Source organism: Sphingobacterium sp. JUb20 (assembly GCF_004342035.1).
GTDB lineage: Bacteria > Bacteroidota > Bacteroidia > Sphingobacteriales > Sphingobacteriaceae > Sphingobacterium > Sphingobacterium anhuiense.
Map to the genome: position 1 here is coordinate 537283 of NZ_SLYV01000001.1, position 12335 is coordinate 549617.

At 36.1% G+C, this 12335-nt stretch carries 10 protein-coding genes; 6 read left to right on the plus strand and 4 right to left on the minus strand.

Annotated features, from left to right (window positions below):
- The first annotated feature begins 14 nt into the window (after positions 1-14).
- Positions 15-611 carry a GrpB family protein gene (locus EDF66_RS02440; RefSeq protein ID WP_132840303.1) on the plus strand — a complete coding sequence of 199 codons (597 nt, stop codon included), beginning with the start codon at positions 15-17 and terminating at the stop codon, positions 609-611.
- 719 nt (positions 612-1330) lie between these two features.
- A complete protein-coding gene (locus EDF66_RS02445) occupies positions 1331-2209 on the plus strand; it encodes an AraC family transcriptional regulator (protein WP_132840305.1) in 879 nt (292 codons plus the stop codon).
- A gap of 139 nt (positions 2210-2348) precedes the next feature.
- Here the strand turns inward: EDF66_RS02445 and EDF66_RS02450 are convergent, their stop codons facing one another.
- Positions 2349-3515, minus strand: coding sequence for an iron-containing alcohol dehydrogenase (locus tag EDF66_RS02450; protein WP_132840307.1), 1167 nt, complete (start codon positions 3513-3515; stop codon positions 2349-2351).
- 65 nt (positions 3516-3580) lie between these two features.
- On the minus strand, positions 3581-4456 hold the full coding sequence (locus EDF66_RS02455) for an AraC family transcriptional regulator (RefSeq protein WP_207898399.1): 876 nt from the start codon (positions 4454-4456) through the stop codon (positions 3581-3583).
- A 438-nt stretch (positions 4457-4894) separates the two neighbouring features.
- On the opposite strand from EDF66_RS02455, the gene EDF66_RS02460 reads away from it, so the two are divergent.
- The 3 genes from EDF66_RS02460 to EDF66_RS02470 all read left to right on the plus strand — a co-directional run bounded on the left by EDF66_RS02460 (position 4895) and on the right by EDF66_RS02470 (position 8888).
- Positions 4895-5923: a hypothetical protein gene (locus EDF66_RS02460; protein WP_132840311.1), complete on the plus strand. Its 1029-nt coding sequence runs from the start codon at positions 4895-4897 to the stop codon at positions 5921-5923.
- Positions 5924-6268: 345 nt separating this feature from the next.
- Positions 6269-7096, plus strand: coding sequence for an aminotransferase class IV (locus tag EDF66_RS02465; protein WP_132840313.1), 828 nt, complete (start codon positions 6269-6271; stop codon positions 7094-7096).
- 142 nt (positions 7097-7238) lie between these two features.
- Positions 7239-8888 carry an FAD-binding dehydrogenase gene (locus tag EDF66_RS02470; protein ID WP_132840315.1) on the plus strand — a complete coding sequence of 550 codons (1650 nt, stop codon included), beginning with the start codon at positions 7239-7241 and terminating at the stop codon, positions 8886-8888.
- Between the two features lie 113 nt (positions 8889-9001).
- Here EDF66_RS02470 and EDF66_RS02475 read toward each other — a convergent pair whose 3' ends face one another.
- Together EDF66_RS02475 and EDF66_RS02480 are read right to left on the minus strand one after the other, a co-directional pair.
- On the minus strand, positions 9002-10417 hold the full coding sequence (locus tag EDF66_RS02475; RefSeq protein WP_132840316.1) for a PLP-dependent aminotransferase family protein: 1416 nt from the start codon (positions 10415-10417) through the stop codon (positions 9002-9004).
- A 162-nt stretch (positions 10418-10579) separates the two neighbouring features.
- The gene (locus tag EDF66_RS02480; protein ID WP_132840318.1) at positions 10580-10972 is read right to left on the minus strand and encodes a hypothetical protein; all 393 of its coding nucleotides are present in this window, start codon (positions 10970-10972) and stop codon (positions 10580-10582) included.
- A gap of 256 nt (positions 10973-11228) precedes the next feature.
- On the opposite strand from EDF66_RS02480, the gene EDF66_RS02485 reads away from it, so the two are divergent.
- Positions 11229-12296, plus strand: coding sequence for a DUF6688 family protein (locus EDF66_RS02485; protein ID WP_310437763.1), 1068 nt, complete (start codon positions 11229-11231; stop codon positions 12294-12296).
- Positions 12297-12335: the final 39 nt, after the last annotated feature.

Genomic DNA, 12335 nt, shown 5'->3' on the forward strand with positions numbered 1-12335 from the left:
AACCAACACACGGCATGGGAAATAAGAAAGTAAAAAAGGTTGTAGTAGTACCCTATACTGTAGATTGGGTTACTGAATTTGAAAAACTTAAATCCGTTTTCCAAGATTATTTGAAAACGCTAATATGTAACATTGAGCATGTGGGCAGTACCGCTGTACCTGGTCTCTCCGCTAAACCTATTATCGATATCGATATTATCATCAGCAATAAAGAAAAATTTGATGAGATCAAAAGTATACTCAGAAAACTAGGTTATACGTATTCCGGTGAAATGGGTATTCCTGGAAGAGAGGCCTTTAAAAGAGATGACCAATTAACGCCTATGGATGGTTCTGGCTATTATTGGCATGAGCATCATTTATATGTTTGTGTTGAAGATAGTGAGAGTTTAAAAAATCATTTATTGTTAAGAGATTACCTACGCGCAAATCTGAATGAAGCACAAGACTATGGTCGATTAAAAACCGAACTAGCGGCAAAGTATCCTGATGATATTGATCATTATGTAGAAGGAAAAACAGCCTTTATTCTTCAAATTTTGAAAAAGTCAGGTTTCGATCAAGAAGTCTTATCACAAATAGAACTGCAAAATAAGGCTATGAAGTTATAGCATATATAGATCGAATATAATTCTACTGTCTAATATCGTTTAATTTGTTTCTTTTATTTCTGCTCAATATCTGCGCGAAGATCCCGAGCGCGCACACACCTGTTGAAAGCAGAAAACTTCGTAAACCTATTTCCCCGATAGAAAATAAAACTATACTAACGGTTTCTACTAAAATATAAGCTATAATAATGATTTTCGAATATTTATTCATAATGTTATAATTTGGGCTGTTCTATCAATTTAGTTTATCAGTATAGTGCTCTACATCTTTTAGAAAAAATAACAGATCCATTCAAAGTAATTATCTTTCGTCGAAAAAGACACCTACAATTATGATCAATGATAACCTTTCTTCTCCTAACCGTGTTTCTTAAATTGTAATTGTGGTTTACAGTCTTAAGATAGGCATCATTTTTTTAAAATAATATTAATAGTGCAAAAATATATTTCCCGGTTTAAAAACTATGTGGTAAGATTCTCTAGTGCATTGCAAAAAAACATCACAATAAATCAAATTAGCAGTAGCAAGGATAATTTTTTTTGATGATTTTCACATAAAAGAATTCTTACATAGATGTAGTACGATCGTTGTGCTTGCTCGCGCGTATCTTGTTCATTCACATTACGAAAATTTTACCTGTTCGATCTTGTAAGTCACAATAAAAATCTCGCTGTAATGATTTCTTATTTTTTTATATTGAAAAACACACAACCTTGTTATGAAACCCATTTTTGCAAAAGTAATGGAAACGGTGGGGGAAGATTTGTTTGCAGTACGGGTAACACAGCAGCAAGCATTCTCTACCGATTATCATTTTCATAAAGAATGTCAATTGACTTATATTGTGCAGAGCCAAGGTAAACGTTTAATCGGTGATCATTTCGATTATTTTATAAGTGAAGAACTCACGTTAACTGGGACGGAGCTCCCTCATGTATGGTTTACTGATGTTATTGAATCGGAGAAGGAACATCATGCTCATTCTATTGCCTTGTTTTTTGATCCGGACCGTTTAGTGGAAATCTTATCATCATTTCATGATACTGAGAAATTACAGGCATTTCTGCTTCTATCTAAAAGGGGGATACGCTATGAAGGAAAATGCAAAGAGCAGATCAAAAAATTATTGTACAAGCTTCTGGATGCTCAAGGATTGAAAAGAATAATTATATTTCTGCAAATCATCGAAAAACTACAAGATGCATCGGACAAAAATGTTTTATGTCACATTGACTACTCAAATATTCACTTTCCTAACAACGCTCTAAAAATTGATAAGATAGTTCAATATGTACTGACCAATTATTCGAGAGAAATCAGTTTAGAGGAAATCGCTCTGGCAATGAATCTAAGCAAAAATGCTTTCTGCCGTTATTTCAAAGCTCAAACTCAAAAAACATTTGTGCAATTTGTCAATGAAGTACGCATCATGCAGGCATGCAAATTAATTGTAGAAAATCAACTTTCAATACATAGAGTTGCTTACGATTGTGGTTTCAATAGTTTATCAAATTTCAATAGAGTCTTTAAGACGATTAAAAACCAAACTCCGAGTGAGTTCAAAAATGCTCTTTACGAAGCTACTTCGACTTCTTGAAGTCGTAGTATAAAGTGCTTCTTATATTTCACCTCTTCTGCGTTCAAGAAAATAAACAGGAAATCATATGGACTCCCTGTTCTTCAAATTGTTTACAATGGGCCTGTATACAAAACCATTGTAAACAATGCTGATCGCATTAAGCATTTACAGCTTCTTCTGAAAATACAACACCTTCATAACACGCATTATAGATTGCCTTCAATTCTTCTAAAGAAGGAACACGTGGATTGAACCCTGTACACGGATCTACCAGTGCATTTTGAGCAATAAAATCCAAATTTTTCTCCCAAAGTTCTTTTGAAATACCAAAATCTTTGATCGAAGCGTTGTTATTCACTTCAGAGCGTAAACGTTCAATAGCTTGTGCTAATCCTTCTGCTGTCTCCTCACCTACTATTTTCGCTAAATCTGGATAACGTGTAGTTTCTTGGGCATTATAGCGGATTACATTGGGCAGAAAAATCGCATTGGAAGCTCCATGAGGTATTCCATATAATGCTCCTACCTGATGTGATAGCGAGTGTACTATACCTAACCAAGCGTTATTGAAAGCCAAACCGGCCATAAATGAGGCATCATGCATATTTTGACGTGCTGTAATGTTATCCGGATGAAGGACAACTTCGCTAAGATTATCAAATACAAGCGCTAAACCTCCTTTTGATAATGCATCAGCATAATTGTTTTCAATGTTGGAAACATAAGCTTCAACACAGTGAGTCAATACATCAAGACCTGTATTTGCTGTCACATGGGCAGGCATAGACGCGCAGATTTCTCCGTCTACAATAGCAATATCTGGTGTAAGTTCGTAAGAAACAACCGGATATTTGACACCTTTCTCACGATCTGTAATCACAGCAAGGCCTGTTGTTTCTGTTCCTGTACCGCTTGTTGAGGGAATCGCTATGAATTTGGCCTTATTTCTTAAAACCGGAACTGTAAAAGGTTTTAAAATACTATCAAAATCAATATCAGGATATTCGTAAAAAACCCACATGATCTTAGCGGCATCAATAGCAGAACAGCCTCCCAATCCGATAATCCAGTCGGGCTTAAATGCTTGAATCTGCGCTGCTCCTTTTAAACAAGTTGTTGAAGAAGGATCTTCTTCAACGCCCTCGAAAACACTTACTTCTACCCCTGCTTCTGCAAGAAATGAAATGGCTCTATCCAAAGTACCACTTTTTTTCATCGAGCTGCCACCGGTTACGATTACAGCTTTTTGACCTTTGATATTTTTCAGCTCTTCAAGACTTCCAGCACCATGGAAAACCTCACCTGCAATAAATAATTTACTCATGTTTATATTTTTTTGTACTTGACAAAAGTACATGAGCAGGAATTACCACTGTTATACAAATGGGATTATCCGTTATACATTTGCGACAGTTCCTGCTGCAGCTGTGTGGGTGTTTCTTTTAATTTCGAGCGCACGAACTTGTTCAATGCTGATGGCGAATTAAACCCTAGATCAAAAGCTATCTCTTTGTGAGCTAGATCGGAAAACATCAATTGCCTTTTAATTTCCATTAAAATACGGTGATGAATAGTTTGAATAGCTGTTTCACCGCAATGTTTTTTGGTGATGGCATTTAATTTTTTTGTCGTTATCATCAGTTCCGCCGCATAATACTGAACTGTACGATGTTGTTTGTAGTGTATATTCAACAATTTCTTGTACTTGATATAAATGGGCTTATCGCTAGTTTCCTGATACATTATGGGATGTAAACCATGGACAGATTCAATTAATCCGAGTAATAAAATTTTAATATAAAATCTGGCTTGCTCCTTTTTAACCAGCGAGGGATTCTGATAAACATCTTGAATAATATTGATCATCCCGAGACTCCGCTGAAAATCTGCTGCGGCAAGCATCGTACAATTGAGCTGTGTGGAAAGGTTAACATTGTATGTACTCAATTCATTTTTCAAAATATCGGAACAGAATAATATTTCTTCAAATAGGATGATCTTACCTTTTAGATCTATACTTTGATTTGCGATTAAACTCACCTGCTCTGGAAATATTACGGCAATCTTACCTGATTTTAGTGTATGGATTTTATCTTCTACACTCATTTGCATGGTCCCATTTTCAATCACGTAGATGCAAAAGTGATCCTTCTTATGCGCTATTGTATATTGATCCAAATTTTCTTTGGTTAAATCAAACACTCTAAAAGACAGATCCTGGTCTTCCTTCTTTTGCTGATTATCTTTTATTTTTAACTTCTTCAAAATCCTTCGCTTTGTTTCTGATACATCGGGGCGGTAAATCTAAAAAAACTAATGACACTTAAACGTAAAAAATTAAAATGTCTTCGATTCAAAGGATACGAAATTAAAAAAAGAAGTGTAGCAACTGATCTGATGATTTCATCTTTACTTTATAATAGTATATAGTACTTTACGTCAAAAACTAATCATACTACTAAATTCATCCTGCCATAAATTCCCTATCGTTGAATCTTTGTCTTATTTTATACCGATATGTAAAAAATTAGTGCTTAGCAGCATAAGATAGATCAAATTGTTAAAAAACTAACCTTAGTATTTCGTAAAGTCATGATCAAAATCTGAATATCGATTTCCAAGTAGCGATAACTAATTAAATCATTGGTAAAAAAAACATAAAATGTAAAGAAGTTATTTATCTTTGAATTTCAAATCAATAACATGATAAATAAATTACCCTTGATAACGCTATGTTTATTTCTATTTGCTTCATGTAATAAAGCAAAAGAAGATAATCTAATCACTCACGAAGAAAAAATCAACCCTTATTTTACAGGTATAGATCTATCCAATACTGCTCATATAGATTGGAGAACTAAGGATGTTACAGACACCTATTATATGCTCGGCTACGGCTATAATATTACGGGTAAATATGCGCATCCTGCATCTACTAGAAACAAAGTAATCGATATTGAAGCATTTGACAAGGATGGTGGAACGATCTTTCAAAGTTTCAGTTCAAGTGGTGGCCCTAAATTAGAAATAAGTGGAACAAAAGAAACATGTATCCAGACGATGGGGCAAAGAGCGGGGCTTAGCAGCGAGGAACTTGCTAAATATAAACATATTTTTAGAGAGACTTTCGAATCAGCATTTAAGAATGATACAACATTTAGATCAATAGATTATGAATATGAAGGGATTTCTCAAGTCCTAGTATATGCTACTTTTGGAATCTTTGAAATGGATCTCAATGAATTTCAATCTAAGTATCTAACCTCAGCGTTTAAAAATGATCTGGAGACAAAAACAGCCAAAGAAATAATAGCTCTTTATGGAACACATGTTTTAAAGAAAATCGATGTTGGACAACGAATGGATTATCTCTATCGCCATAATCAAGCGTCTAATGGAAGAAAGTGGTTTATACCAACGATGTATAAATATTTTATGCCCACCCCTTCTACTTGGACAGAAACACCGAAAGAAGCCGCTCCATTAAAACAGAATTTAGCTGTTGAACTGGTTGGAGGAAATAAACTAGCGCCCAATTTTTGGATGATCGATGTCACGAATTACACCGGAGAAAAAATTGTTTCTCAGGAATGGAATAATATTTCGAAGACAGCTCCTACCCTGGTTGATTTTTTTAAAAAAGATGGTGTAATTCCAATCTATAAGTTTGTAAAAGACGAAACAAAAAAACAAGCACTTATCGAAGCTTACAATGCATATCTAGGTCTGTAAGTATATATAAACTCGGCTAAAAGATAATCCGCGAGCTCATCTATTTTAACGCTGAACTGTTACTCGTCGAATACCATAGAATGGGACTTGTAAAAAGTTATGAAAATGGTGAATTTGATCTGAAATCATTAATAAAAAAGAATGAGTTTGATTTTTTTGAAAACGACCATTGCGCATGATGAACAATATAGTTCGCGCTAAATCTCTTAAATTAAAGGTGATATTCTTTACCAAATACAGGTTACTTTGCGGGTAAAGTTCAAATTAAACACGTGGCTAGAACTTGTTTTTCAATGGAGGATTGTATAGGTTTGTGTTCGCTAAACATTCAATATAAAAAAGTATATGCAAATGGGCTATGTGATCTTCAACGGAAAATTAATTCCTGAAAACGAAGCTAAATTATCAATTACGGATCTTGCTCTTGTGCGCGGCTACGGTATTTTTGATTTTTTCAAAACGGTAGACGGTATTCCAGTATTCCTAGAAGATAATCTAGATCGATTTTATCAATCTGCTGAGCTGATGGATCTACCTGTAAATTACTCCAGAGATGAACTGAAAGCTCAAATAAAAAGTTTGATGGAAGCAAATATGATTCCGGATTCTGGTATTAAAATTTTATTGACCGGCGGATATAGTAATGATGGGTATAGTATTGGTGAGCCCAATTTAATTATCAGTCAACAAGTTTTAAAAAGAAATTTAGTGTTGGAAAGTAAGGGTCTGAAACTACTTCCTTTTCTCTATCACCGTCCATTTAGTCTCGTCAAATCTATCGATTATGTGATGGGTATACAGGCGCTTAAGGCAGCTAAATCGCAGGAGGCTGACGATGTGGTTTACATACAAAACGGCTTGATATCGGAATGCCCGCGTGCTAACTTCTTTTTAATAAGTCAAGATGGCAAATTGTTAACTGCTGGTGAAGATGTTTTACAAGGTATTACCCGTAAAAAAATTATCGAATTGGCAAAAACTATCATGGTGGTTGAAGTCCGCAATATTAGCATTGAGGACATTGCATCGGCAAGTGAGGCATTTATTAGTTCTACTACTAAAAATATTACTTCTGTAACTGCTTTATTGGGTTATAAAGAGTTTAGCCCAGCAGCAGGACCTTTAACAAAGCGCCTTCAGGAATTGCTACAGGAATTGGTTTACGGTCATTAATAATTCATCATTTATCCGGTAAGCGGACGACGCTGTTATTTATAAAATTCTATGCTATACGACAATAACTGACACAGTTCTAAAAAAATAAGATCATACTGTTCAAAATTTCTTAACTTCAAGAAAGCTAAATTATGTTGACATGGAACAGTATGCAACAATTATCATTGGAAGTGGATTATCAGGACTCGTTACTGCATATGAAGCGACGAAAGCCGGTAAAAAGGTGCTTATTTTAGATCAGGAAACTGAAACGAATATGGGTGGCCAAGCATATTGGTCATTTGGAGGTCTTTTCTTCGTAAACTCTCCACAACAACGAATTTTGGGGATTAAAGATTCTTTTCAACTTGCTCATCAGGATTGGGAAGGTACGGCTTCGTTTGATCGTCCTGAAGATTTCTGGCCTCGTAAATGGGCTTCTGAATATGTTAAATTTGCAACAGAAGAAAAATACAACTATGTTTCGGACTTAGGAATGAAGTTTTTTCCGATCGTCGGCTGGGCTGAACGTGGTGCTGGTTCGGCTTCGGAACATGGCAATTCTGTACCCAGATTCCACATTACATGGGGCACAGGAACTGGCGTGGTCAAGCCTTTTGTTGACAAAGCATATGAAGCTCAAGAAAAAGGTTTGCTTACGTTCAAATTTCGACACCGTGTGTCGCGGTTATTGATCGAAAATGGAGTTATTGTCGGTGTCGAAGGTGATATTCTTCAAGCTGATGATAAAAAACGGGGTGAGAAAACTAATAGAAATTGTATCGGTGAGTTCTGTTTTCGTGGAGCACACATTGTCATCGCTTCGGGTGGAATTGGAGCCAATCTGGAACTTGTGAAAAAAAACTGGCCGATTCGACTGGGCTCTCCTCCTCAACATATGGTATGTGGAGTTCCAGATTATGTGGATGGCAAGATGATTGAAATCGCGGAACAGACTGGCGCACACGTCATCAACAAAGACAGGATGTGGCATTATACTGAAGGTCTAAAAAACTGGAATCCCATCTGGTCGAACCACGGAATTCGTATTCTACCGGGGCCATCTTCAATTTGGCTCGATGCAACGGGCAATCGGCTCCCCGCTCCTTTCTTTCCTGGCTTTGATACGCTCGGTACGTTGAAATTTATACAAGCTACGGGATACGATTATTCGTGGTTTATTCTCACTCAAAAAATTATTAAAAAAGAATTTGCACTCTCTGGTTCTGAGCAAAATCCAGACCTGACCAATAAAGATTATCGACTCATTCTGAGCAGACTTTTTGGGAAAGCTGCTACAGCGCCTGTGGAAGCTTTTAAAACTCATGGCGATGATTTTATTGTCGCAACAAATCTGGAGGAATTGGTGACAAAAATGAATCAGAAAGCAGGAAACGAACTGCTCGACTATAATACGATAAAAAAACAGATTCAGGACCGGGACCGTCAACTTGACAATAAATTTAGCAAGGACATACAGATCAACTACATTCAGCATACGCGAAAATATCTCGGCGATAAACTTGCCAGAACCGCAAAACCACATAAAATACTAGATCCTAAAAATGGTCCATTGATCGCTGTACGTCTGAATATTCTGACTCGAAAAACGTTAGGTGGCATTGAAACCAATCTAAATGGTCAAGTGCTTGACGCAGAAGGTCGTGTCCTGCCCGGATTATTTGCTGTTGGAGAAGCTTCTGGATTTGGAGGTGGTGGAATGCACGGTTACAGGGCTCTGGAAGGAACTTTTCTAGGGGGATGTATTTTTACCGGAATGAAAACTGGTCAATATATAGCAAAACAATAAAGGGATAGCCTAGAAACACAATCTGATTTTTAATCTACATACAACTAAAAATCAAATCATTAAAGCAGACCATATAAAGTCTTACCACAGAAAGAATACCGAATAAGAAGTGTTTAAAAAGCATTCTTCACAATCTTACCCAGCCGTTTCAGATCGGTATGGATTCGTTCGTTCCACTCTAAAGCAAAATTTAACCGCATACAATTATGATAACGGTCCTGAAGTGTGAACATTCTACCTGGCGCAAAGCTTATATTCTGGCGGATAGCTGTATCAAACAATGATGCTGTATCAATTCTTTTATCCAATTCGAGCCAAAGCACGAATCCGCCCTGAGGGTCGGATATTTTAGTATTGTCCGGAAAATATTCTTCGATAGCCCGTTGGTACTGAAAGCAGTTTGAATACAGCTTATTTCTAAAATTTTGAAGGTGGTGGTCATAACGGCCATGTTCCATAAAATCTGCAATAACCTCCTGATATAAAACAGGTGTTGAGATGGTCTGCAGCAGTTTTTGCCGAATGATCTTCTTCTTGAATTTTCCTGGCGCTACCCACCCTACACGGTACCCCGGTGCCAGTGTCTTTGAAAAGGAACCGCACCACATGACTATTCCAGCTTCATCAAAGGCTTTACAGGGCTTAGGTCTATTGGTGCCAAAGTAAAGGTTACCATACAGGTCATCTTCAATCAACGGTATATTTCGTTCTGTAAGCATCTTCACCAGTTCGATTTTGTTTTCTTCTGGCATAAGACTGCCTAATGGATTACTGAAATTTGCGGTGAAGCAACATACATCTATTTTAGAAATAACTTTCTTTAATGCGTCCATATCGATCCCAGAAATCGGATGGGAAGGTATTTCGATCACATGAAGTCCAAGTGACTTAGCTATTTGAATTGTCCCGAAGTATACAGGTGTTTCCATTACGATCGTATCGCCTGGCTTTGTCACGGCTAACAAACAATTAAAAATGGCATTCATGGCTCCGGAAGTGGTCACCAGATCATCTTCAGTTAGTTGTCCTTCAAACTCCATGCTCCATTTGGCTATGCTTCTTCTTAAATTAATACTTCCCTGCGCAGGTTCGTAACTGGTCCCGCCGTCGTCAAGTTTTCGTATCACATTCACAATTCCTTTATTTAGTTTTGCTATTGGAAGCATGCTTTGTGCAGGAACACCTAAAGAGAACTGTGTCAGATTTTCTTTTTTTAGCGAGTTATAAACTTTATCAATAAGATCTTCCTGGTCGTGCTCATTATCCGAGGCCTGTAATCGACCAACTGAGGGAAGTGATAAACGTCGTTGCGCTATTTTACTCACAAAATAACCAGATCGAGGTCTAGATTCAATCAGAGACCTGCTTTCTAACTCTAGAAAGGCCTGTTTAACCGTATTGATACTCACATGATACATCTTCTGAACCACACGCAGCGAAGGGAGTTTATCACCTAATTGCATTGTTCCGGAGACAATCTGTTCTTCAATAATATGAGCAATCTTGAGGTATAAGGATTCTTTCTTCATGGATTTTACGCTATTTAATTATTTTCCTTTTTTTTAATCTTATTATTCACTGCCTTCAAATTGTTGGATATAGAACACGCTGCAATTTACATATTTTAGGATATCATATGTATCCAACAGCACCTATGCTATATGTTTTAAATATTCACATTTTCATTCAGTTTAAAGGTTGAGCCAATCAATAAGTCGTTCAATCGCCAATTTAAGTTTAGAGATGCTATGATCATCATCTCCGAATGTCTGGATATAATTTCTTTTTGCTTTGACTTCTAATGCTTCCTTAAGTTCGACTTGATGAAATTCTGATAAAAAGAAACAAGTCATTTCCACCTTGTTTGAATGATTAATAACTGCAGATGCATAGCCAATAACTTCTTTAGCCTGCATGAGCACAGCTAAAGGGAGTCCAAATTCGGCCGTCAAAATATTTATCCTTGCGTCCTTTCCCTGAAAATCGGATTTCTCCTGAAGTTTTTTATATAAAGAAACTACAGTACGGAGTTCGGACAAATAAAAATTTCCAATCTTAAATCCATTAATTTCATTAGTCTTCATCTTCTTATTGTATTGGTGATAAGCAAATTTAAAGACTCTATTTCTTTGGGTACAGATACAGAAATACTAATTTTCATAGGTACAGCTAGTATTTTTTATACGAGTCTTAACCATTAATTTTACACATTTTAAAACGACATCTAGAAAAAGAATATAATCAGTTATAAAAATAATTGAGAACGCAATACCTTTCCTTATTTTGATTATATTCATAAAAAATTGCATCCCTTAACTATTAACTAAAGTAGAAAAGCCAATGGAGTTTCTGATCATATTTTTTCTAATTTCATTTCCACTACTAGGATTTTGGGTTTATAAACAGTTGCGAAAGAAAGCTAACACCTCTACTAAAATTACGGAGTACCTTATTATTGTTGCTTTTTGTATTTCGACTGTACTATTTGGTTGCGGACTTATGCTTTATGGTTCACATTATACGGAAGCAATCGATATTGTCGACGGCGGTTACTCGCCATTTGCTTTAGAACATAGCTTGACATTAGTTACTTTTTTCGCACTTGCCATGTTTGGAATTATAAAGCTATGGTTAAAAGGAAGATCAGCACCTCCACTTCTATTTGTACTGTCACTGATCTTTGTCATTATCGGAATAATTATAAGCGTTGCTGTCTTAATACAGATCTCATCGAATACGCAATTCTACGATTCTTGGTTATTCTTTTTCCTGCCCGTCACCTATATCGTGACTGCGTTTACTTTAATTTTTAGATGTATCGGAGAAGAAGCTATATACGCAACAAATAAACATTACTCGAATAAATTTCTTAACTACCTGAACACCAAAATGGCGAATGTGAGCCATCAACCCGTTTACGTTCTCGTCTTTCTTATTCCTGTTCTTATGATTATTGTTGCAATATTGGTTTTATTTGGACAGGAAGTAAATTCCATAACAAAAGTATTTACGGAAACGACTACATGGAATTTTTCTAGCAAAACTCACCCACCTTTTTTAGATCATAGGGGACATTATTTATGTACTGTAGCTGTTTGTGGAGATCCAACGGTTGTAAAACCACTTCGTTTAGGGAAAAGACATGGGAATGAAGTTGTTGTCAACAGGCAACTACTCGTTGCCAATGCTTTCGAAGAACTAATTTCAGATCATTTTCCATCTGTACATCAAGTCATCAGAAGATTTTATGATCGTTTTGGTTATCCTTTATCAAAAAAGATTAATACGACTCAAAAATCTAATTTGGTATACAGATTGATGAAACCTCTGGAGTACTTTTTTATCTTTTGTCTGTATTTATTCACTGAAAAACCTGAAGAGAAGATCGCTAAACAATATGCTTTATAAACACTAACAGCGCTTTAAATCAACTATAGATCGCAGTTA

Bases quoted from the DNA above. Each gene is read 5' to 3' on its own strand.
- EDF66_RS02450 (WP_132840307.1), bottom strand. From the start codon at position 3,515: ATGAGTAAATTATTTATTGCAGGTGAGGTTTTCCATGGTGCTGGAAGT.
- EDF66_RS02485 (WP_310437763.1), top strand. From the start codon at position 11,229: ATGGAGTTTCTGATCATATTTTTTCTAATTTCATTTCCACTACTAGGA.
- EDF66_RS02445 (WP_132840305.1), top strand. From the start codon at position 1,331: ATGAAACCCATTTTTGCAAAAGTAATGGAAACGGTGGGGGAAGATTTG.
- EDF66_RS02470 (WP_132840315.1), top strand. From the start codon at position 7,239: ATGGAACAGTATGCAACAATTATCATTGGAAGTGGATTATCAGGACTC.
- EDF66_RS02465 (WP_132840313.1), top strand. From the start codon at position 6,269: ATGCAAATGGGCTATGTGATCTTCAACGGAAAATTAATTCCTGAAAAC.
- EDF66_RS02440 (WP_132840303.1), top strand. From the start codon at position 15: ATGGGAAATAAGAAAGTAAAAAAGGTTGTAGTAGTACCCTATACTGTA.
- EDF66_RS02460 (WP_132840311.1), top strand. From the start codon at position 4,895: ATGATAAATAAATTACCCTTGATAACGCTATGTTTATTTCTATTTGCT.
- EDF66_RS02475 (WP_132840316.1), bottom strand. From the start codon at position 10,417: ATGAAGAAAGAATCCTTATACCTCAAGATTGCTCATATTATTGAAGAA.
- EDF66_RS02480 (WP_132840318.1), bottom strand. From the start codon at position 10,972: ATGAAGACTAATGAAATTAATGGATTTAAGATTGGAAATTTTTATTTG.